Source organism: Kumtagia sp., from assembly GCF_059502445.1.
Genome location: NZ_JCACER010000052.1, coordinates 16,216 through 38,746, shown reverse-complemented (window position 1 = coordinate 38,746; position 22,531 = coordinate 16,216). Strand labels below are relative to the sequence as shown.

Here is a 22,531-nt window from a genome sequence, read left to right as displayed (position 1 = left end):
ATGCGCGGCAAGCCCCGGGAGGATCGCGAACGCATGGCGGCGTGCGAGGACGCGAGCTCTGGCCCGCCTTCTATTTCACCGAGAATTCGGGGCGCCAGCCGTCGGGCGCGAAAATCTGGGTCGTGTCGATCTTGTCGACATTCTCGCTGGTCACGATGCCCGGAGCAACCAGCAGAATCCTCTCGTGCTCCTTCTTTTCCAGCGCGCGGACCGCGAGGTCCACGCCGATGCGGCCCATGATCACCGGATATTCGGTGGCAAAGCCGAGCACCGCGCCGTCCTTGACCGCCTTCAGCATGGTCTGGTTCTCATAGGAGGACATGATGGTTACGTTTTCGAGCCCGGCATCCTGCACGGCGCCAATGGCAGCCTCGGCGGTCGGCGCGCCGCCCCAGATGACGTTCACGTCGGGATAGGTCTGCAGTGCGTCCTCGACCAGCCGGAGCTGGGCCGGCACGCTGGCCTCGCCGAACATCTCGGCCAGCAGCTTGACGTTGCCGGTCTTGGTGCTGTCGCGGAAACCGCCCATGTAGGTCTCGGCCCAGCCGCTGCCCTGCGGACCAGGGAAGGCGACCGCCTGGCCCTGCTTGTCCCCCAGGAACTTCTTCACGTATTCGCCGGTCTGAAAACCTTTCTGGTAGAAGTCCGGGGTGATGCGGGCGGTGATCGGCGTCTCCAGGATCGGATTGGCGACGGCGACGTTGACGATGCCCTTGCCCATGCCCTCGCCGATCTTGGCGGCAACGCCGGCCTCGGAGATCGCCGAGATCAGGATGGCGTCGGCGCCGGAAGCGACGCAGTCGTCATATTGCGAAATCTGCTTGGGCAGCGCGGTGTAGCCGCCGGCCTGGAAGACCGTCACCTTGACGCCGAGGCGCTTGGCCTCCTCGACGATTCCGTAGTTCACCGACACCCAATAGCTGTCCTGCAGATGCGGGAACAGCACGCAGAGGTTCCACGGCTTCTCGGCCTTCTCCAAAGGCGCGTATTCGATCTGCTGGATGGTGTTGAGATCGCCATCCTTGGCGGAGGCAATCTTGAACGGCCACCAGTCGGCAGCCTCGGCCGCAGCGACAGAAACCATCGTGGCCGACAGGGCGAAGGCCAGCGTTCTTCCAAACTTGCGCATGAAAATTCTCCCATCTCTTTTGGCCAGACGCCCCCTCCGGGCGCTTCAGGCCGGTCGAAGGGCATCACCCTTCCGTTGCACCACTCTTCTATTGTCGTTTTCCCGACTTTACCTGGCGACGGATGCTCGCGTCACATCCTTCGCTCTTTTCGTCCGCTACGCACCCGAGTCATTTCCGATCTGCTTCGCCGCCGCGTCGAGCGCCTGCTCGACCGCCTGCATAAGGAGATCGACCTGCTTCTCCGTGATGATGAGCGGCGGGCAGAAGGCCAGCGCGTCGCCCATGTTGCGCGTGATCACGCCGTTGTCCTGGAGCAGGCCGTTGACCAGCCCGCCCAGCGCGCCGACCGACCCCCAGGGCGCCTTGGCAGCCTTGTCGGCAACGAGCTCGATCGCCGCGATGAGACCGACGCCGCGCACCTCGCCAACCAGCGGGTGCACGGCGAGGCGGCGCAGGCGTTCCTGCATATGGGTTCCCACCCTACGGGCGTTGCCGACCAGATCCCGCTCCTCGATCAGGTTGAGGTTCTCCAGCGCCACCGCCGCCGCGACCGGATGGCCGCCGCCAGTGAAGCCGTGCCCGAAGGTGCCGATGCGATTGCTCTCGTCTGCGATCGGCTCGAACACCCTGTCATTGATCAGCAGCGCCGAGATCGGCAGGTAGGAGGACGAGATCTGCTTCGACATGACGATGATGTCGGGCTTGATGCCGTAGGTCTGGCAGCCGAACATCGCACCGGTGCGGCCGAAGCCGCAGATCACCTCGTCAGCGACGAGCAGGATGTCGTACTTCGCCAGCACCGCCTGGATCTTCTCCCAATAGCCGGCCGGCGGCACGACGACGCCGCCCGCCCCCATCACCGGCTCGCCGAAGAAGGCGGCGACCGTCTCCGGCCCTTCCGCGAGGATCAGCTGTTCCAGCTCGCCGGCCAGTCGGGTCGAGAATTGCTCCTCGCTCTCGCCCGGCAACGCCTCGCGCCAGTAATGCGGCGATGCCGTATGCAGCACGTTGGCGATCGGCAGATCGAAGGAGGTCTGGTTGCTGGGAAGGCCGGTCAGGCTGGCCGCGGCGATGGTGACGCCGTGATAGCCGCGCTTGCGGGCGATGATCTTCTTGCGCTGCGGCTGGCCCAGCGCGTTCGACCGGTACCAGATCATCTTGATGGCCGTGTCGTTGGCCTCTGAGCCGGAATTGGTGAAGAACGCCTTGCTCATCGGCACCGGCGCCATCAGCACCAGCTTCTCGGCAAGGTCGATCAGCGGCGAATGCGATCTGGAGCTGAAGTTGTGGTAGAAGGGCAGCTTCGCCATCTGCCGGGCGGCCGCCTCGACCAGCCGCGGCTCCGAGAAGCCGACGGCCACGCTCCACAGACCCGCCATCGCCTCGATGTAGCGGTTGCCGGCGGCATCCTCGACATAGATGCCGTCGCCCTTCTCGATCACCAGCGGGCCGGTTTCCTGATGCTTGCGCGCATTGGTGTAGGCATGGAGGTGATAGCGGATGTCGCGGGCTTCGGGGGAGTTGGGCTGGGCATCCATGACGCTTCCTCGACGCAGGAGGCTCATACCACGAGCCGCCACACCGTGCCGGGTCGCCTCTTGCTATTTGCTGTTTGATGCATCATCTTTCTTATAAGATATGATGTCAAGAACAAGTATCGGTCACATGGCGGGGGATGAGGTGCAGTCGGATTTCACTCTGGAGACCCTGGCGCGCGAGAGCTTGGGCGACACCGTCTACACCCGGCTCGCCGAGGCCCTCATCAAGGGGCGGTTCGCCCCGGACCAGCGGCTGACCATCCGCGATCTCGCCCAGTCGCTGGGCACCAGCGTGACGCCGGTGCGCGACGCCATCCTGCGCCTCATCCAGGACGAGGGGCTCGTGCAGCGCTCGGCGCGGGAGGTGCGCGTGCCCATCATGACGCCAGCGCGCTATCGCGAAATCCGCCAGATCCGTCTGAAGCTCGAGGGATTGGCAGCGCGCGAGGCCGCCCTCAAGGCCACCCCGGCCGATGTCGCACGGCTCGCCGGCCTGATCGCCAGCAACGAGAGGGAGATCGCCGGGAAAAACTGGTTCGAGGCACTCGATCTCAACCAGACCTTTCATTTCGCGCTTGCCGAGATCGCCGACATGGCGGTGCTGCGCGGCATCCTGAACCGGCTCTGGCTGCAGATGGGACCACTGATCGCCGAATCCTACCAGGCCGGAGGACGCCTCATGATCGAGCACCATCATTCCGTGCTTCGAGCCATCGAAGCGAGGGACCCGGACGCGGCCGAGCAGGCGATCGTCGACGACATCAGCGAAGCCGGCCAGATCATCCTCGACCGGCTTGTCGCCCGCAGCGCGGCGGCCTGAGCATGGAGGAAGTCGAGTGCGTCGTCGTCGGCGCCGGCGTCGTCGGGCTGGCGATCGCCCGCGAATTGTCTGGACGCGGTCTCGAAGTGCTCGTCCTGGAGGCGGCCGACACGATCGGCACGGGGACGAGCTCGCGCAATTCCGAGGTCATCCATGCCGGCATCTATTACCCCGCCGGGTCGCTGAAGGCCCGGCTATGCATCCAGGGCCGCGAGCGGCTCTACCGCTACTGCGCCGAGCGCGGCGTTCCGCACGCCCGCTGCGGCAAGCTGATCGTGGCGACCGGCGCCGAGCAGGAGCCTATGCTGGCGCGGATCGCCGCCGGCGCCCGCGCCTGCGGCGCCGGCGAGCTGACGCTGCTCGACGCAGCCGAGGCGCAGGCGCTGGAGCCGGCGCTGAGCTGCACCGCCGCCCTGTTGTCGCCGATGACCGGCATCATCGACAGCCATACGCTGATGCTGACGCTGCTGGGCGACGCCGAGCAGGACGGGGCGGTGCCCGTCCTCAACACACGGGTGGTCGCGGGCCGTGTCGAAGACGGACGGATCGCGCTCGACACGCAGGACGCGGCAGGCGGCGGCGCCTTTTCCATCGCCGCCCGCCATGTGGTCAACGCGGCCGGCCTCGGCGCTCACGCCCTTGCCCGTTCGCTCGCTGGTCTCGATCCCGTGGTGGTGCCGCAGCTCCACTATGCCAAGGGCAATTATTTCTCCGTCACAGGGCGAGCGCCGTTCTCGCGGCTCGTCTACCCCGTGCCCGAACCGGGCGGGCTCGGCGTCCACATGACGCTCGATCTCAACGGCGTCGCCCGCTTCGGCCCCGACGTGGAATGGACGGATACGCTCGACTATCGTGTCGATCCCGATCGCAGCCTGCGCTTCTACGAAGAAGTTCGCCGCTACTGGCCGGGCCTCGCCGACGGCAGCCTGCAGCCGGCCTATAGCGGCATCCGCCCGAAGCTCTCCGGTCCTGGCGAAGCCGCGGCGGACTTCGTCATCCAGGGCGGCGAGGTCCACGGCCTTGAAAACCTGGTCAATCTGTTCGGCATCGAAAGCCCCGGCTTGACCTCCTGCCTTGCAATCGCCGAAGAGGTCGCCCTGCGGCTGGCGGTGCGGCGCTGACCGAAAGGCGCCGAGGAAGCCGGTAAAGCGGCCTGGCGCCCGTCACGCCGTCCCGTAATCGACCGGCGTGCTCAGCCAGCCGGCCTGCTTCTTCGCCCAATAGAGGTCGTGGATACGTCCGGTCACCGGGCCGGGCCTGCCGTTGCCGTAGATGCGGCCGTCCAGCACCGTCACCGGCATGATGCCGCCCGCCGTGCTGGTAATGAATATCTCGTCGGCATCGCGCAGTTCCTCGATCGCGACCGGGCGGACCTCGCAACGCAGCTCCGCCTCGCCCGCGAGTTCGATGACGGTGCGCCGCGTCATGCCCTCGAACACGCCGCGATCCGGCGTCGCGATCGTGCTGCCCTTGACGGCAAAGACGTTGAAGCCGGCGCCTTCGGTCACGTTGCCGTGGCCGTCGTTGAGCAGCGCCACGATCGCGTCGCGGTCGTAGGCCTCCAAGATGCCCATGGTCAGGTCGAGCCAGTGAAAATTCTTGATGCGCGGGTCGATGGCCTCCGGCGGGATGCGCTGCACGGAGCTCACCACCATCTTGAGCCCATCACGTCGCTGTTCCTCGTTGGCGATCCACACGAAGGGCTGGGCGAAGGCATAGAAGCGATTCTGGCAGAGCCGCGGGTCGCGCGTGCCGCGCGGCGGCACGCCGCGCGTGCAGGTCATCTGAACGTAGGCGTCGCGCAGGCCGCTGCGGCGCACGCATTCCACCAGGATTGCGGCGATCTCCGCCCGCGAATAAGGCAAGCTCATGCGCAGGCCACGCATCGACGCCTCGAAGCGCTCGATATGGTCGTCGAGGCGGAAGAAGCTGCCTTTCCACACATGGGCGACGTCATAGGTCGCGTCGGAGCGGACGAAGCCGCGGTCGGTGAGCGGCACGCTGGCCTCGGCGAGCGGCATATAGGTCCCGTTCACGAAAGCGATGCCGTCAGCCGGATCATAGTGCTTGTCGTTCATGGCGTCCTCCGTCGTTGAACGAGGCCGTGCTCAGCCCGGCCATGCCTCGATATAGCACTTGCCAGCGTCGTCTTAGACGCGGACGCCGTCGCCGCCGCGACGATCAGGGCACCGTCCTGCTCACCCCGCTTCAAATTCTACGAAACGCAGATGCAGCCTCATGTTGATGGCGCGCAACGTCCGGGCATTCCGAGGACCCGCGAAAATGATCCTTGCAGCTTACCTAATAACTTATATCATATAAGTCGTCGATCGAATAGAGACGGCCAGCGAATGGGCCATGCCCGCGGAACCGGAAGCCAGATCGTTCCGAAGAAGCATAAAGACACCCTCGCGGCCGTCCGACATGCCGATCCGCGATGCGTCGCCTTGTTCCAAATAACGAGGTGCATGGCGGGCCTATACTTTGTAGGATCAGACTCAGACGGATGATGCTGGGCAACGAAGGCTGAGGAGGACAGCGTCGTGAACATTCAGCCACTTGAACAGGGCAATCTTTCCGCCCGCGCCTATCAGGCGCTACGCGAAGGCCTGATCGCCGGCCAGTTCCGGCCCGGCCAGCGGCTGGTCATGCACGATCTCGCCGACCAGCTGGGCACGAGCGTGACACCCGTACGCGAAGCCTGCCTTCGGCTGGTCAGCGAGTGCGGCCTCGAGCTGCGCTCCGGCCGGTTCGTCACGGTGCCTGCCATGACCATGGCCCGCTACATGGAGGTGCGCACCATCCGGCTCGCCCTGGAGGGGCTGGCGGCGGGCCTCGCCGCACCGAACGCCACCGAAGACGACATCGCCAGGCTCACAGATCTCCAGGCGGCCTTCGTCGAAGTGGACAATGGCGGCGATTCGGAACGGGCCTTCCGCTACAATCGCGACTTCCATTTCACCGTCTATCGATTGTCCGGAATGGAGATGCTGGTCACCCACATCGAGAGCCTCTGGGTATCGATGGGACCGATGCTGACGGTCTTCTTCAACGAGGGCGACCACCGCTACGTCGGCGCGGCCGAGCACGACAACCTGATCGTCGCGCTCCGCGAGAAGAATACGGCCAAGGCACGCACGGCGATGGAACGCGACCTTATCCTGGGCGGCGAGGACTTTCTGCGCTTCCTGCGCACGCACGAGCAGTTCACCGTCGACTGAGACGTACCTGCGCCCAAGCCCTGAACTCGGCGTGACTCTGTGCCCGGTCGACCCGCCGCGTTATCCGCGGATGCCGGTTATTTCCGCCGAACTCTGTCATGCCGACACGCGGCATCGACCGATGAGCAACACCTCGCGGCGAAATTGCACCTGCCCTCGCGGCAGGGGTCGCCTTTAACTTGACTGAACTTATCCAGATATTTAGGAGCGCCCCGTCTGGAGGTCCGCCGCGTGCGGCGGGCCGCCAGGTTTCATGAGTGAGACCAGGGGTTTTGAAGTGAGCTTTTTCGGGTACCGCACCGGCCGCGCAGGGCTGTTTGCCGCATTGTCGCTGCCGTTGACGACGGCGGCCGTCATCGCGCAGGAGGCCCCCACGGTTCTCCAGCAGATCACGGTGGAATCGGAAAGCAACGACATCCTGGTGCAGGATGGCTATGTCGCCAAGCAGGACCGCATCGGCACCAAGGTGGACACGCCGATCGTCGAGATCCCGCAGGCGATCTCGACCGTCACCCAGGACCAGATGGAGGACCAGAAACCCCGCACCCTCAACGAATCGCTGAGCTATACGGCAAGCGCCAACCCCAACAGCTTCGGCTTCGACACGCGCTATGACGCGTTCTTCCTGCGCGGCTTCCCGGCCCATTACAACGGCATGTTCCGCGACGGGCTGCGCCAGTACAACAGCCCTTCGGCCTGGTTCAAGGCGGAGCCCTACGGCATCGAGGGCGTCACGATCCTGAAAGGTCCTGCCTCCTCGCTCTACGGCATCAGCGGCCCCGGCGGCATCGTCAACGTCGTCACCAAGCGGCCGAAGGACGAGCAGTTCCGCGAGATCGAGCTTTTGGGCGGCACCTATGACCGCGGCCAGATCGGCTTCGACTTCTCCGGCCCCGCCACCGAGAACGGCGCCCTGCTCTACCGGCTGACCGGCCTCGGCCGGCTGAGCAACACCGAGCTGCCCGGCTATCCCGACGACAAGGCCTATTTCGCCCCGGCGATAACCTTCAAGCCGGACGAGGACACGAAACTCACCATCCTCGGCGAGATATCCCATTCGGTGACCGGCGGCACGGCGGCCTTCTACAATCCCGCCTACGGCGTGGTCTCCGACATCTACGAGGGCGACCCCAACCACAACGACTTCACTCAGACGCAGGGGCGCATCGGCTACGAGTTCGAGCACCGCGTCAACGACCTGCTGACGCTGCGCCAGAACCTGCGCTTCAACGCCGTCGACGCCGACCTCGAATACAGCGGCCATTATCCGAGCGGCTCGGGCCTCGCCCGCTACTGGGGCCACTATACCGAGGACATGAAGAACTTCGTCGTCGACAACATGGCGCAGTTCGAGTTCGACACCGGCGCGGCCAGCCATACTGCGGTGGCCGGCGTCGACTATGGCTGGTCCGACTACGACGCCCATAGCGGCGTAGGCTACGTCTCGGCGGAGGACACGGCGGACGCGCCGGTTCCTTATGCCGGCGGGCAGCGCATGCACAATATCGGCATCTACCTGCACGACCAGGTGGAGTGGAACGACTTCACCCTGTTCGCCAGCGGCCGCTACGACTGGGTCGACACCAAGTCGACCGCGGTCGACGAAACGGAGAGCACGCAGAAGGATGAGGCCTTCTCCTACCGGCTCGGCCTCTCCTACCGGACCGAGTGGGGCATCATCCCCTACGTCAACTATTCCACCTCCTTTTCGCCCAATATCGGCCTCGTCTACGACGACGTCACCAGCACGGTGGGTCGGGTCGCGCGCCCGACCATCGGCACGCAGCGCGAGATCGGCGTCAAATACGAGGTGCCAGACTACAACGCCGTCATCACGGCCGCGCTGTTCGACATCGACCAGGAGGACGGCGTGGTCTTCGACGCCTCCACCGGCATCAACAAGCAGCGCCAACTCGACCTCAATTCGCGCGGCTTCGAGATCGAGGCCAACGCTTCGCTCGACAACGGCTTCAGCATCATCGCCTCCTACACCCACCTGCGCATGAAGATTCTGAACGGCGCGGAAGGAACCGACGGCAAAGAGCTCTCGGCCACGCCCAACGACATCTTCTCGCTGTGGGGCCACTATCTCTTCGAGGACGGCACGTTGGCCGGGCTCGGCCTCGGGGCCGGCATCCGCTATGTCGGCAGCAGCTACGGCGATGACACCAACACCTTCAAGAACGAGGCCCGCACCTTCGTCGACGCCGCCGTCTCCTACGATTTCGGCGCGAAGAACCCGGCCTGGGACGGCGTGATGCTGCAGGTCAACGCGAAAAACCTGTTCGACGAGCAGAAGCCGATCTGCTCGGCCGGCTATTGCTACAAGGACGAGGGCCGCTCGGTGTTCGGCAGCCTGCGTTACCGGTTCTGATGGATTCGGCTGGCCGAGCCGATCCGACCGTGCAGGGCAGCGGGACATGACAAAAGACGAGAGCTTCCGCCACCTGGTACCCCCACCCCTGACCCCTCCCGACAAGGGAGAGGGGGACTTTGCGGCCGCCATGCCGCAGAAAACCATCGACGATTGGCACCCGGCGGAAGCGCACGCAAGTTCCCCTCCCCCTTGTGGGGAGGGGTCAGGGGTGGGGGTAAACTCCCATCCAATTGCCCCTGCCGGCGTGGTGTTCGCCATCGGCGGCCTCTATGTCGCGCAGAGCGTGATCGGCGGCATAACCTGGACCGGCCTGCCGGCGGTGTTGCGCGACGGCGGGCTGGCGCTGGATGATGTCGGCCTGCTGTCGCTGATCGCGCTGCCCTGGGCGCTGAAGTTCCTGTGGTCGCCGCAGGTCGAGCGCTTCCGCCTGCCCCGCAGCGGGCGCAACCGCTCCGGCACGATCGTGCTCGTCGGCGGCCTGATCAGCATTCTCGGCCTGGCGCTCGCCGGCATGCTCGGGCCGCAGGCGCTGTTTCCGGTGCTGGCCTGCCTGACGGTTGTGGCCTTCGCGGCGTCGACGGTCGATATCGCCTGCGACGGTTATGCGGTCGAAACGCTGGCGAAGAAATTCCACGGCTGGGGCAACGCCGCCCAGGTCGGCGGCGCCTATCTCGGCTCGGCCATCGGCGGCGGCCTGTTCCTGGTCCTCGTAGCCGCCGGCGGCTGGCAGGTTGCGGTTTTGGCCATGGTGCTGCTGCTGGTGCTGCTCGGCGCACCCTTCCTGCTGCACGCCCGCTCCCACGCTGCCGCTGAGACCCGACCGCACACTCCGTCGCTCGCCTCCGCCCTGCGGCGCAGGGAAGTGCGCAGGGGCCTTCTCGCCGCCGCGATTTACGTGGTCGCGCAGAAGGGCAGCATGATGATGCTCGGCCCCTTCCTGATCGATGCGGGCTTCGGCCTCGCCGAGATCGGCCTGCTGAACGGCGTGGGCAGCCTGTTCGTCGGCTTCGCAGCGGCGCTCGCCGGCGGCGCTCTGGTCAGGGCTTGGGGCGCGAGAACCGTGCTGGTGCTCGCGCTCGTGCTGCAGGGCGCCGCGCTGCTGTTCTTCGCCGGCTACGGTCTGTTTCCGGGCATATCCAAGACGCTGCTGATGGCGGTGGCGGTCGCCAGTTCGTCGGGCGTCATGGCGCTGGGCTTCGTCGCGCTCTATGCGCAGTTCATGGGCTGGTCCGATCCGCGCCAGGGCGGCGTCGACTTCACCCTGTTCCAGTCGATGGACGCGCTGGTCAGCATGGCCTGCGGCGTGCTCGCCGGCTACGCGGCAGAGCATTTCGGCTACACGGCCTTCTATGCCGGCGCGGCTGCCGGCGCGCTCGCCGCCATTCCGGCGATCGCGCTGGTCGCCGACGGAAAACCGTCCGGCGGCGAAGTCGCGGCGCCGGGCGCAAAACCCTCCGGAGTTTTCGAGCGATGAACGCAATCCTGCCGCTCAAGGCCGAAACGCTGGTCCGCGTGCGCTCCCCCGAGACGGTGATGGCGCATCTGCACGAACATTTCGGCGAGCACGGTATCGTCTCGGGCGAGTCCGGCGGCTGGTCGGTGGAGTTCGAGATCGGCACGGCGTCGGTCGCCCTGCGCGATGGGGCGCTCGCCTTCCGTGTCGAGGCCGGCGACGACACCTCGCTGTCGTTCCTGCAATGGAGCGTGGCCGAGCATGTCAACGAATTCGCGCCCGGCGAAGAGCCGGACATCGTCTGGCAGGGCGGCACGACGCCCGGCGCACCGCTGCCCTATTTCCGCGAGATGCGGGTGGTCCGCGCCGTCGACGTGACGCCGGCGATGCGGCGCCTCACGCTTGCCGGCGAAAATCTGGCTCGCTTCGCTCATGACGGGCTGCATGTGCGGCTGCTGTTCGCGCCCCGGCCGGGCGTGGCCCCGGTATGGCCGGTGATGGCGGCGGACGGGCGGCAGGCCTGGCCCGAGGGGGAACGGCCGGTCGCCCGGGTCTACACGATCCGCAGGATCGACGTCGAAGCCGGCGAGATCGACATCGATTTCGTCCTGCACGAGGGCGACGGCATGCCCGGCGCGCACTTCGCTCGTGACGCCTGCCCCGGCGCGCTGGTCGGCATGACCGGACCGGGCGGCGGCGGGAGCCTGCCGCCGGCCTCGCGCCGTATCCTTGCCGGCGACGAGACGGCGCTGCCCGCCATCGCGCGTATGCTGGAGGAATTTCCGGCCGGGACACGCGCCACCGTGCTGATCGAGATCGCAGACGATGCCGAACGGCAGGACCTTGCGGCAAAGCCCGGCATCGATGTGCACTGGCTGTCGCGCGAGGGGCGTCCGGCCGGCTCCACGACGCTGCTGATCGACGCGCTGCGGTCGCTCGATGGCTCGCATTGGCAGGACGACACGTACGTCTGGGCGGCCTGCGAGCACGCCGCCGCCCGCGCTATCCGCGCTTTCCTGAAAGCGGAGCGCGGCCTGCCGAAGAAACGCTTTCTTGCCGCCGCCTACTGGCGGCGCGGGCAGGCTGGCGAGGTCGACGAGTAAACCGAGACGACGGGGACGGCCGGTCTATCCACGAGGCCAAACGGCGGCAACGCCGCGTCCCCGACAGCGCGGTCGTCGCATGTCAAAACGTATATTGCATGCGATATGCGCTTCCGCTAGCTTCCCCATGTGGAGCGGCGGCCCGATCGGGTCGTGACAGCTTCGCACCAGGGAGGATCCGATGAAATTGTTCTGCGATTCCCGTCGCGGCTTGGCCGCGTCGATGATTGCCGCCGGCCTGGCGATGTCGCTCGGCGGCTCGGCATATGCATCCGATAACAAGATCGCGCTGATACCAGGCGGCCCGCACCCCTATTTCAAGCCGTGGGAGCAGGCTGCCGCCGATGCCCAGAAGGATTTCGGCATAGCCGCCGTCGACTTCAAGGTGCCGACCGAGTGGAAGCTCAGCCTGCAGACCGAGCTGGTGGAGAGCCTGGCCGCGCAGGGCTACACCGCCTTCGGCATCTTCCCCGGCGACGCCGTCGGCATCAATTCGACCGTCGAGGAACTGAAGGCATCGAGCATCCCGTCGGCGGCGCTCGCCGGCTGCGCCCAGGATCCGACCGGCGTCGCCTTCTGCCTCGGCACCGACGTCTACAATTCCGCCTATCTCGGCACCAAGGAGCTGATCAAGGCGATGGGCGGCAAGGGCGCCATCGTGCACCTCGCCGGCCTGCTAGTCGACCCCAATACGACGCTCCGCGTCAAGGCAGTCGAAACCGCCGTGGCCGAAACCAACGGCGAGGTGACGCTGCTGCAGACCGTCGCCGACACCGACGCCCAGGAAGCCGCCGACCAGAAGATCAACGCGCTGCTCGCCGCCCAGAAGGACGAGATCGGCGGCATGATCGCCACCGGATACATCCCTTCGGTGGTCGCCGCGAAATCGCTGCGCACGCTCGGCGACAAGCGCATAAAATTCGTCGGCATCGACGACGACCAGATCGTGCTCGACGCCATCAAGGACGGCTTCGTGTCCGGCACCATGGCGCAGAACCCATACGGCCAGGGCTATGTCGGCGCCTTCGCGCTCGACCTGCTCGCCGGCGGCGGCTGCACCATGAAGGACGACGCGCCGTGGATCGAAACGCCGCAGACCAAGCGCTTCATCGATTCCGGCACCATGGTGATCAATGCCGACAATCTCGAGAGCTACAGGGACGACCTGAAGAAGATCACCACGTCGATCCAGGCCTCGTTCAAGGACAAGTACATGAATTGTCCGTAGGTGTCGGATCGACAAGGCCAGGCTTCGAGGCGACCGCCTCTCTGCGGGGCCTACGGCTTCGGCTTCACATATTTCAAGGCGGACTTCAGCCGCGTAACTGTAGGGATTTTCTGCATCGGCTTTGGCTTCGCGGAGTCCGAGGCATAGATTCCCGACACTCTCCGCTCGCTGCGCTCGCTCACGAGGTCGGGAATGACGACAATTATGGTTAGCTTCGGCCAAACACCGACGTTGGCGACTGTCGCAGGCTTCCTTGCCTGTCGTCATTCCCGACCTCGTGAGCGAGCGCAGCGAGCGGAGAGTGTCGGGAATCCAAGCCTCGGACTCGATGAAGCCAAAGCCGATGCAGACGGTTGGCGTCCGAACGATAGGCGAGTTCAGCCAAGTCGGAGACGTGTGAACACAACAAACGGCTGCGGAGAGCGGGCGCCAGCAGCCAGGAGCAGCGCCTGCGTTCGAAGCCGCCAGCACAAATGACCAGGACAAGATGACAGACGACGCCATCCCCGCAGCCGCACCGCGACGACCGGCCCTCTTCGGCGCCTCCGCGCAAGTCGGCCTGTTCGCCATCGTCGCTCTGCTGTGGGTCGTGTTCTCGGCGCTCGCGCCGGGCTTCACCTCGCCGATCAACCTGTTCTCGATCGGCCGGTCGCTCGCCGTCGACATCGTCATCGGCTTCTCGCAGATGGTGGTGCTGGCGACCGGCGGCATGAACCTCGCGGTCGGCTCGATCGGCGTCTGCGCGGTGATGGCGGCCGGCTTCCTGCTGCAGGATCTCGGCCTGCCCATCCCGCTGGCGCTCGCCGGCGCGCTGGCGCTCGGAGGCGGGCTCGGCTGGCTGAACGGCGTCGCCATCGTCAGGACCGGTGTCAACGCCTTCATCATCACCCTGGCCAGCGCCAGCCTGTTCCTCGGCGCGATGCTGATCCTCACCAAGGCCGTGCCCTACAACGGCCTGCCGCCGGAGATCGGCGCCTTCGGCCGCATGCGCATCGGCGGCTACGTGTCGCCGCTGCTGATCATCGCGCTGGTCATCGGCGCGGTGCTCTACGTGCTCTACCGCCATTCGGCGCTGGGCCGGCAGATTCTCGCCGCCGGCGCCAATCCGCGTGCCGCCGCGATGTCCGGGGTCCCGGTCGACCGCGTCATCGTCATCAGCCACACGCTGTCGGGGCTGCTCGCCGCCACCGCCGGCCTGATGATCGTGGCGCGGCTCGGTGCGGCGATGCCGTCGGTCGGCGGCGAGGAATGGCTGCTGCCCTCCTTTCTCGGCCCGGTGCTCGGCGGCACTCTGCTGGCCGGCGGCTCGGTGGCGGTGGTCGGCACGATCATCGGCGCGGCGCTGGTGACCACCATCCGCAGCGGCCTGCTGGTGCTGCAGATCGGCAATTTCTGGCTGCAGCTCTTCCTCGGACTGATCCTGCTCGCCGCGGTCATGGCCGACCGCTATCGCGGCATCTTCGTCGAGCGCCGCTCCATGGGGCGCCGATGAACGCCATCCTCCGCCGCCTCCTCATGGTCGAATGGTCCGGCCTGCTGGCCGCGATCATCCTCGGCGCCGCAGTGCTTGCCTGGCTGTCACCCGCCTTCCTCACCGAGTTCAACATCTACGTCATGCTGCGCAGCTTCTGCGTGGCGCTGCTGGTCGGCTTCGCCCAGATGGTGACGCTGGCCGTCGGCCAGCTCAACATCTCGGTCGGCGCGCTGGGCGGGCTCGTCGCCGTGCTCGCCGGCGGCATGATGGAAAAGCTCGGCTTCCCGGTCGCCGTCGCCGTGCCGCTTGCCATCGGCATCGGAGGGCTCGCGGGTCTGCTGAACGGCGTGCTCACGGTTCGCACCGGCATCAACGGCTTCATCATAACGCTGGCCACCGCGTCGGCCTTCACCGGCATCAATCTCGGCATCACCGAGTCGATCCCCTTTTACGACATGCCGCCTTCCCTGGTCGCCTTCGGCTCGAACCGCTTCTTCGGCTTCCCCTACCTGCTGATCGCGCCGATCGTGGTGGCAGCGCTGCTCGGCCTGTTCCTGGCCCGCACCGTGCCGGGGCGGCACCTGCTCGCCGTCGGCGGCAACCCGCAGGCTGCGGAGCTTTCCGGCATCTCGCGCGACGGCATCACCATGCTCGCCCATGCGCTGTCGGGCGCTCTCGCCGGCGCCGCCGCGGTGCTGGCGGTCGCACAGCTCGGCTCGGCGCAACCGACCATCGGGGCCGACTGGCTGCTGCTCTCCTTCGCCGCGCCGATCATCGGCGGCGCCGCACTCACCGGCGGCCACGTGTCGGTGCTCGGCACCACGCTGGCGGTGGTCCTGATCGCGCTCATCGAGAACGGCATGGTGCTCGCCAAGGTAGATCCCTACTGGGTGCAGTTCGTGCTCGGCGCGCTGATCCTCGCCGCGGTCTGGCTGAACCGCTGGCGCGCGGTCAGGACGGGGATGGGCTGATGCATCTCGCCATCGAATCCGCCAGCAAGGCCTTTCCCGGGGTCCAGGCGCTGGACAATGTCTCGCTGGAATTGAGGCCCGGCGAGATCCACGCCCTGATGGGCGAGAACGGCGCCGGCAAGTCGACCCTCATCAAGATCATCACCGGCCTCTACCGGCCGGACGGCGGCCGCCTGCTGGTCGACGGCCGCGAAGTGTCCTTCCAGTCGCCGCGCGACGCCATCGCCGCCGGCATCAGCGCCGTGCACCAGGAGCGCAACCTGATCCCGCGTTTCTCGGTCGGCGAGAACATCCTGCTGGAACGCCTGCCGACGCATCGCGGCCTGCTCGACCGCGAGGCCATCCACCGCGAGGCCCGCCGCTATCTCGACCTGCTCGACCGCGGCATCGACACCCGCGCCGAGGTGCGCACGCTGTCGGTGGCGCAGATGCAGATCGTCGAGATCGCCAAGGCGCTGTCGCTCGAGACGAAATGCCTGCTGATGGACGAGCCGACCGCTTCGATCACCGAGCACGAGACGGTGGCGCTGTTCTCGCTGCTCAGGCGGCTGCGCGACGAGGGCGCGGCGATCGTCTTCGTCAGCCACAAGCTGGAGGAGGTCTTTGCCATCGCCGACCGGGTGACCGTGCTGCGCGACGGCCGCAACGCCGCGATCGGCGAGCCGATGAGCGCGATGACGCGCCAGCGCCTGATATCCTTGATGGTCGGCCGCGAGGAGCGCATCGTCGAGCGGCCGCAGCGCACGGTCGAGACCGACGTGGTGCTGGAGGCCTGCGGGATCGATACCGCCTTCGGCCATCGCGACATCTCCTTCGCGCTCAGGCGCGGCGAGATCCTCGGCCTCTACGGCCTGGTCGGCGCCGGCCGCAGCGAGCTTGCCCGCGCCATCGTCGGCGACATTGCCGTCACCGGCGGCGCGCTGCGCCTCAAGGGCAAGGCGGCGCGCATCCGCGACATGCACGAGGCACTCAACCGCCACCGCATCGGCTACATCAGCGAGGACCGCAAGCAGGAAGGGCTGATCCTCGCCCATTCCATCCGCGAGAACATCGCGGTGACGATCTGGCGCCGGCTCGCCGGAGCGCTCGGGCTGATCGCGCCGGCGGCGGAGCGCCGCGCCGTGCAGCCCTATGTCGAGCGGCTGGAGATCCGCACCCCGTCGATCGAGCAGATGGTAGGCAATCTCTCGGGCGGCAACCAGCAGAAGGTGAGCGTGGCGAAGTGGCTCGCCGCCAATGTCGAGATCCTGATCATAGACGAGCCCACGGTCGGCATCGACATCAAGACCAAGGCCTATCTGCACGAGCTTATCCACGAGATCGCCGAGGCAGGCACGTCGGTGCTGCTGATCTCCAGCGACATGCCGGAAATGGTGGCGCTCGCCGACCGCATCCTGGTCATGCACGGCAAGCGCCTGGTCGGCGAGGTCGCCAACGACCGCCGCTACGAGACGGTGAGCCGGGCGATCATGAACCGCATCCACGCGGTCGAGGAAGAGCGTCCCGCGGCGGCGGAGTAGGCAATGACTTCCAGCCGCAGGCATCACCCCTCCTCGCCCTGCCGGGCACTTCCCCAGGCAAGCGGCCGGGCAATCGCATGTGGAATTACCCCCACTTCTGGCCGCTCCCCACAAGGAGGAGGGGGACCGGCTTGCACTTCCGCCATACGCCGATCGTCAATAGTTTCGCGTGGCATGGCGGCCGCAAAGTCCCCCTCCCCCTTGTGGGGAGGGGTTGGGGGTGGGGGTACGAGGCCGCCGAATTTCCCGCCGCCTGCCATATACGATCGCCCCGCCGCTTGCGGGAAGAAGGACGCAGGCCGCTTCGACGAGACTCGTTCTGCGACGCTGACGATTGGCGAAATCATTGATGAACGTGTCCCTCTCCTCGCCTGCGGGGAGAGGATGCCGGCAGGCAGGTGAGGGGCGGCACGACGTGCGAAAAAAGGCCTCACCCCGAGCACAACTCGGCGCCTCGCCGCTCTACGAGCTCATCCACGGCGTGCTGCGCGACCATATCGTCGAGGGCGTCTTCCCGCCCGGCCTGGTGCTCGGCGAGACCGGCGTCGCCCGCGCCTTCAGCGCCAGCCGGGTGCCGGCCGCGGCGGCGCTGAGGCGCCTGCAGGAGGAAGGTCTGGTCGAGGCGTTCGAGGGCCGCGGCTATGTGACGGCCAGCCGGCGCAACGGCAAGCCGGTGCGGCTGGACCTGTTCGCCGCCGGACTGACGCTGCCGCCCGATTTCGCCGGCGAGACCAAGGCGCGCAACCGCCACGAGCTCCTCTACCCCCTGGTCGAGCACGAGGTCGCCGCCTGCCTCGCCTATGGCCGCTTCCTGCTCAACGAGAGCGCGCTGGCCGAGCATCACAAGGTCAGCCGCACGGTCGCCCACGAGGTGCTGACCAAGCTCGACCGGACCGGCCTGATCGCCCGCGATTCCAACCAGCGCTGGTATGCCGGGCCGCTGACGGAACGGCTGCTGCGCGAGCATTTCGAGATGCGCTGGCTGCTGGAGCCGATTGCGCTCGACCAGGTCGCGGCCGATCTCGACCCCGCCGAGCTCGACGCCAAGCGCCGGCGCGCCGCCGAGGCGCGCGACGGGCCGCGGCCGCCGTCGGTTCTGGAGGGCCTGGAGAACGACCTCCATGTCGATATCGTGCTGCGCTGCCCCAACCAGCAGCTGCGCGAGACGATCCGGCGCAGCCAGTTGCCGATCATCGCCACCCATTCCACCTACGAGCACCGCAGCCGCGAAGAAATCTCCACCATGATCGGCGAGCATCTCGAGATACTCGACCGCCTGCGGTCGGGCCGCCGCAAGCAGGCAGCCGTCGCGCTCGAAGCGCATCTGCGGCGGTCGCTCGGATCGAACCTCGAGCTGATCCGCCGCCTGAAGCCGCTGTCGCAGGATGCGCTGCCGCCCTACCTCGTGTCGATCGAGGCTTGATTGCGACCGACCCGAACCGGTGCGAGCGCAGCCAGCAAGGGGAGACAAAAAATCGCCCCGCCGGGAATATTTTCCTGCCTTTCCAGTCCCTTGGCACGCGCACGCCCGAGAATCCCGTCGTCCTTATCCCCTCCCTCTCCGTCTCTCCCATAATCCCGGCAGTTCCTCCCGCGGGAACACCGGTCGCGACGGTGGTTTGGTGGGGAGGGACCGGCGCCTCCGGTGCGGGAAGACGTAGCCCGCGCCCGGGGAGGCCCGTCCGAAGGTTCCTCCTCCGCAACTATGTGCGGGGCGCACTGGACGAGTGCTGCGGCATGGCCAGCCGAGGCGACGCAAGAAGCCGGAGCCGGAGCTATAGCGAAGCGGAACGGGATGGTGCCCGAAATCGCCGGCGGGGCGCGAAGGCCGCGCCATGTTTTTACTAAAGAGGCTCGGCCCAGCGCCCCGCTTCCCGACTTCTCCCTCCGCGGCAGGGAGCGCTCTTTGAACAATGGCCAGACTGCGAAGGCAGGGCGTGGCGAGGATGGAGGCTGGATGCGCGTGGCAGCCGCGGCGTTACCCGTCGATCGCGTCCATGAACTTTGCCAGCTCGGCCGGGTCCATGTGCACGATGTGCCGCTCCTCGGGATAGGCACGGCTGTTGCAGTCTTCCACGAACTCGCTGAAGGCGGCCACACGCTCGGCCTGCAGCCGGTCGTATTCGGCGGCGAAGTTGCGGTAGACCTTGGAGTGGCGGGGCACGTGGCTGCGGTTCTGGCCGAGCACGTCCTCGGCGAAAAGATACTGAGCGTCGCATCCGGTGCCGGCGCCCATCGAGATCAGGAACAGCGATGTGCGCTGCGAGATCGCGGCCGCCACCTCCACCGGCACCACCTCGATCTCGGCGCCGAAGGCGCCTGCCTCCTCGAGCTGGCGCACGGCCGACAGAATTTCGAGCGCGCCCTCGGCGGTCTTGCCGACCGCCTTCCAGCCGCCGGTCCAGGTCCGGCGCGACGGGATCAGCCCGACATGGCCGATCACCGGGATCGCCTCGTCGGCCATACGCTTGATGGTGGCGAAGCTGGCGCTGCAATAGACCGCGTCGGCGCCCGCCTTGTACATGCGGAATGCCCAGCGCACGAAATCGTCGGCCGTGCCGATCTCGTAGAAATTGTCGCCCGGCATCGAGAACAGGCTGGGCGCTGCGTCGCGGTAGCGCGGATCGAGCAGCAGGTCAGGCGGGATCGACACGATGTCGACGCCGGCCCGCTCGGCTGCTTCCGCCTCCTCCAGCGTCATCACGCGCAGCATGGTAAGCTGGCGCTTGCCCTTGATCGCGCGCAGGTCGGCGACGGTCGGTCTGGTGCGGCTCATGGTCGTTCTCCTCAGGCGGCGGGCGGCGTCTTCAGTGTGGTTTCGGCATCAGCCAAGCTGGATGAAGACCTTTCCGGCCTCCACCTTCACCGGATAGGTCTGGAGGTTGACGCAGACGGGTGCACCCTTGGCCGCGCCGGTCTTGTAGTTGAAGCGGCCATTGTGCTTCGGGCATTCGATGACGTCGTCCATCACCAGCCCATCGGCCAGATGCACCTTCTCATGCGTGCACAGCCCGTCCGTCGCGAAATACTCGTCGTCCGGCGAGCGGTAGATCGCGAAGGTCTTCCCGCCGTGGTCGAAGCGGATCACATCTTCCTCGTCCACGTCTTCGGCGGCGCACGCCTCGATCCATTCAGCCATGTCTGCTTCGTCTTCTCTCGGATGTTTGTCGGGACGCCGCGACCGGGCGGCGCCGGATGCTTGGAGCGCCTATTCCGCCGCGGAAGGCACGGTCATGTTGTGGAACTCGTCGCGATACGGCTTGGCCGTCGGCGGCAGGTCGCGCTTGAGGTAGAAATCCTCGTATTTCAGCTGCTTCAGCAGCACCGGCCATACCTCCCTGTAGGCGTGCCACATCGACGGGTTCGCCTCCGGCAGGTCGTGCTTGATGAGTTCGTGCAGCCTGGGCAGCGCGTGATACGGCACCATCGGGAACATGTGATGCTCGACGTGGTAGTTCATGTTCCAGTAGATGAAGCGGCTGACCGGGTTCATGTAGACGGTGCGCGTGTTCAGCCGGTGGTCGGTGACGTTGTCGGCGAGGCCGATGTGCTGGAGCAGCCCCGTCAACACCATGTGCCAGGTGCCGTAGAGGCGCGGCAGGCCGATCAGCATCAGCGGCAGCCAGGAGCCGAGCGCGATCGCCAGCGCCACGGTGGCGGCATAGATGGCGACGTGCCAGCGCGCCGCGACCACCGCCTTGTGATGCTCCATCTCGGGGACGTAGCTTTTCTCCTCCGCGTTCAGCCCGACAAGGGCCTGGCGGAACAGCGCCGGCAGCGAATAGCGGAAGTCGAGCAGGCCGGTGAAGGCCAGCCCCGCCTTCAGCAGGTCCGGCGGGCGCATGACCGCGATCTCGGCGTCGCGGCCAACGATGATCGTGTCGGTGTGGTGGCGTGCATGGCTCCAGCGCCAGGCGACCGGGTTGCGCATGAGCTGGAAGGAGGCGATCTGGTAGACGACGTCGTTCATCCAGCGGGTGCGGAAGGCCGTGCCGTGGCCGCATTCGTGCCAGCGCGAGTCGCTCGCCGAGGCATAGAAGACGCCGTAGACGAGGAAGAACGGCACGCACCACCAGGTGCCCCAGAAATAGATGGCGCCGGCGGCCGAGACGATCTGCACGCCCGCCCAGACGATGGTGTCGCGGATGGCGGGGCCGTCCGAGCGCTGCATCAATTCCTTCATCACCTTGCGCGGCACCTCGGTGTGGTACCACTCCGCCGAGGCCAGGCCGGTCTCGATCGCCCGCTTCGTGCTCTCGCCGACCAGGCTGTAATCGCGCTTCGTCTTTTCCATGCTAGTCATCGTCTTCTCCGGAAGCCGCCTTTCGTCCGTTCGTTCCTCCCGATCTCCTCCCCGCAGTCCTTTCCCCCGCTCATGCCCGCGACCCTCGCGCCAGTGCCGGGAACCGTCCCGACGGCGCCGGAAAATCCTCCTCCGGCTGGCGCGCGATCGCCGCGATCCGTTTTTCCGCTGCCGCGATCTCGGCGCCGCCATCCAGCACCCGAAACGTCGCCTCGTAGGAGCGCTGCTCGTCGTGCTCCAGCCAGATCATCTCGCCGCGCTCGCGGGCCGCGTTGTTGCCCAGCACATGATGCGTCGACGGTTCGATCCCCATCGCATATTGGCCCGCCTGGAAATTCTGCCACTGGTACATGCAGGGAAGCTGGTCCTTGCGGGTGACGACCTCGAAACCGAGGCCGATGCGGTCGTTGACGACGGCGACCGGTACGAGGCCGCCGGCATCCGCACCAAGCTCGTGCTGCCAGACCTGCTCGCGAAACCCGAGCTTCGGCGCGGGCAGCGTTCGGTAGCCGACGCCCTGGGCGCGATAGGCGTCACCGGCATGCGCGGCCCACAGCACCTCCTTCACCGGGGCGACATAGCGCGCGCCCTCGTCGACCAGCGGATGGCTGACATTGACGTGGTAGAAATACATGTGCGGCGTGCGCAGGAAGCCGTGGTTCACCACCCGGTCGGAAATGCGGATCTCGCTGCCGCCGACATCGGCTTCGATGCGGCGATGAAGATGCAGATCCTCGCCGAACACCGCCGACTGCTGGACGACGCCTTCAGCCCACAGCACGCAGCGGTCGCCGTCCCAGCGCTCGCCATAGCCGGTCAGCCGCGCGGGAATGGTGCTGATGCGGCCATGCAGCGAATGCCGCACGCTCGTCTTGCCGGGATAGTTGTAGCTGTCGGCCGCAACCTCCTGCCCGCCCAGGATATGGTCGAGGCCGCAGGTGAGCAGCAGGCCGGAGAAGGAGCGCGCCCAAGCAAGGCCGTCCTCGCCCTCGTATTCGTGCAGCCCGGGATGCCTGAACCCGCTCGGCGAATGCCAGCCGATCGCCTGGCCCTTGTAGTCGCAGTCGGCGATGTCCAGCGCCCGGTCGACCAGCGCGGTGAAGCGCAGCCCGCTGCCGGTGCGGAACTCCAGCATGCGGATGCCGCGCTCGACGCCGTCGCCGAGCGTCATCAGGCGCACCCCGGCGAATTGCGACAGCATGCCGGAGCGTTCGGCGACCTGCCTGCGGGTGAGCGTCTGGCCGTAGAGGGTCACCATGCGCGTCGGCCTTCCCATTTACCCCCACCCCTGACCCCTCCCCTCAAGGGGGAGGGGGACTTTGCGGCCGCTATGCCAAGCCAAATCGCCATCGATTGGCGTCTGGAAGCGGCGCAGCAAAATCCCCCTCCCCCT

Annotated in this window: 18 protein-coding genes; 11 read left to right on the top strand and 7 right to left on the bottom strand. The window is 66.7% G+C overall.

All coding sequences use genetic code 11. The features are described from left to right. Positions 1–70: 70 nt before the first annotated feature. Positions 71–1,129, bottom strand: a complete 1,059-nt coding sequence (torT, locus tag AC5JDC_RS16665; RefSeq protein ID WP_495842863.1) for a TMAO reductase system periplasmic protein TorT — start codon at positions 1,127–1,129, stop codon at positions 71–73. Positions 1,130–1,285: 156 nt separating this feature from the next. Beyond that, positions 1,286–2,668, bottom strand: a complete 1,383-nt coding sequence (locus AC5JDC_RS16660) for an aspartate aminotransferase family protein (RefSeq protein ID WP_495842861.1) — start codon at positions 2,666–2,668, stop codon at positions 1,286–1,288. 127 nt (positions 2,669–2,795) lie between these two features. On the opposite strand from AC5JDC_RS16660, the gene AC5JDC_RS16655 reads away from it, so the two are divergent. Together AC5JDC_RS16655 and AC5JDC_RS16650 are read left to right on the top strand one after the other, a co-directional pair. Next, complete coding sequence (locus AC5JDC_RS16655; RefSeq protein WP_495842878.1) at positions 2,796–3,488, top strand: GntR family transcriptional regulator; 693 nt, start codon at positions 2,796–2,798, stop codon at positions 3,486–3,488. 2 nt (positions 3,489–3,490) lie between these two features. Then, the gene (locus AC5JDC_RS16650) at positions 3,491–4,609 is read left to right on the top strand and encodes an NAD(P)/FAD-dependent oxidoreductase (RefSeq protein ID WP_495842859.1); all 1,119 of its coding nucleotides are present in this window, start codon (positions 3,491–3,493) and stop codon (positions 4,607–4,609) included. 42 nt (positions 4,610–4,651) lie between these two features. On the opposite strand, the gene AC5JDC_RS16645 is transcribed toward AC5JDC_RS16650, so the two are convergent. Further along, positions 4,652–5,566: an aminotransferase class IV gene (locus AC5JDC_RS16645; RefSeq protein ID WP_495842858.1), complete on the bottom strand. Its 915-nt coding sequence runs from the start codon at positions 5,564–5,566 to the stop codon at positions 4,652–4,654. Between the two features lie 465 nt (positions 5,567–6,031). Between AC5JDC_RS16645 and AC5JDC_RS16640 the strand changes: the two genes are divergently transcribed. From AC5JDC_RS16640 to AC5JDC_RS16600, 9 genes are all read left to right on the top strand, one after another. Beyond that, entirely contained in the window at positions 6,032–6,709 is a 678-nt protein-coding gene (locus AC5JDC_RS16640) for a GntR family transcriptional regulator (RefSeq protein ID WP_106771752.1), read from the top strand. 277 nt (positions 6,710–6,986) lie between these two features. After that, positions 6,987–9,083 carry a TonB-dependent siderophore receptor gene (locus AC5JDC_RS16635; protein WP_495842856.1) on the top strand — a complete coding sequence of 699 codons (2,097 nt, stop codon included), beginning with the start codon at positions 6,987–6,989 and terminating at the stop codon, positions 9,081–9,083. A 211-nt stretch (positions 9,084–9,294) separates the two neighbouring features. Next, complete coding sequence (locus AC5JDC_RS16630) at positions 9,295–10,560, top strand: MFS transporter (protein WP_495842854.1); 1,266 nt, start codon at positions 9,295–9,297, stop codon at positions 10,558–10,560. Next, positions 10,557–11,642, top strand: coding sequence for a DUF2218 domain-containing protein (locus tag AC5JDC_RS16625; protein ID WP_495842852.1), 1,086 nt, complete (start codon positions 10,557–10,559; stop codon positions 11,640–11,642). The genes AC5JDC_RS16630 and AC5JDC_RS16625 overlap by 4 nt, the downstream gene beginning before the upstream one ends. A gap of 181 nt (positions 11,643–11,823) precedes the next feature. Beyond that, on the top strand, positions 11,824–12,870 hold the full coding sequence (locus AC5JDC_RS16620; protein WP_495842851.1) for a sugar ABC transporter substrate-binding protein: 1,047 nt from the start codon (positions 11,824–11,826) through the stop codon (positions 12,868–12,870). Positions 12,871–13,357: 487 nt separating this feature from the next. Further along, the gene (locus AC5JDC_RS16615; RefSeq protein ID WP_495842849.1) at positions 13,358–14,362 is read left to right on the top strand and encodes an ABC transporter permease; all 1,005 of its coding nucleotides are present in this window, start codon (positions 13,358–13,360) and stop codon (positions 14,360–14,362) included. Continuing rightward, complete coding sequence (locus AC5JDC_RS16610; RefSeq protein WP_495842847.1) at positions 14,359–15,315, top strand: ABC transporter permease; 957 nt, start codon at positions 14,359–14,361, stop codon at positions 15,313–15,315. Before AC5JDC_RS16615 ends, AC5JDC_RS16610 begins: the two co-directional genes overlap by 4 nt. Continuing rightward, on the top strand, positions 15,315–16,835 hold the full coding sequence (locus AC5JDC_RS16605) for a sugar ABC transporter ATP-binding protein (protein ID WP_495842845.1): 1,521 nt from the start codon (positions 15,315–15,317) through the stop codon (positions 16,833–16,835). Before AC5JDC_RS16610 ends, AC5JDC_RS16605 begins: the two co-directional genes overlap by 1 nt. Before the next feature lie 415 nt (positions 16,836–17,250). Next, positions 17,251–18,258 carry a GntR family transcriptional regulator gene (locus AC5JDC_RS16600; protein WP_245428361.1) on the top strand — a complete coding sequence of 336 codons (1,008 nt, stop codon included), beginning with the start codon at positions 17,251–17,253 and terminating at the stop codon, positions 18,256–18,258. Between the two features lie 555 nt (positions 18,259–18,813). Here AC5JDC_RS16600 and AC5JDC_RS16595 read toward each other — a convergent pair. The 4 genes from AC5JDC_RS16595 to AC5JDC_RS16580 all read right to left on the bottom strand — a co-directional run bounded on the left by AC5JDC_RS16595 (position 18,814) and on the right by AC5JDC_RS16580 (position 22,396). Continuing rightward, positions 18,814–19,611, bottom strand: a complete 798-nt coding sequence (locus tag AC5JDC_RS16595; protein WP_495842842.1) for a 3-methyl-2-oxobutanoate hydroxymethyltransferase — start codon at positions 19,609–19,611, stop codon at positions 18,814–18,816. Between the two features lie 48 nt (positions 19,612–19,659). Then, positions 19,660–19,974 (bottom strand): MocE family 2Fe-2S type ferredoxin, encoded by a 315-nt coding sequence (locus tag AC5JDC_RS16590; protein WP_495842839.1) that lies wholly within the window; start codon positions 19,972–19,974, stop codon positions 19,660–19,662. 69 nt (positions 19,975–20,043) lie between these two features. Beyond that, entirely contained in the window at positions 20,044–21,138 is a 1,095-nt protein-coding gene (locus AC5JDC_RS16585; protein WP_495842837.1) for a fatty acid desaturase family protein, read from the bottom strand. Positions 21,139–21,208: 70 nt separating this feature from the next. Beyond that, on the bottom strand, positions 21,209–22,396 hold the full coding sequence (locus AC5JDC_RS16580) for an aldose 1-epimerase family protein (protein ID WP_495842876.1): 1,188 nt from the start codon (positions 22,394–22,396) through the stop codon (positions 21,209–21,211). Positions 22,397–22,531 lie beyond the last annotated feature (135 nt).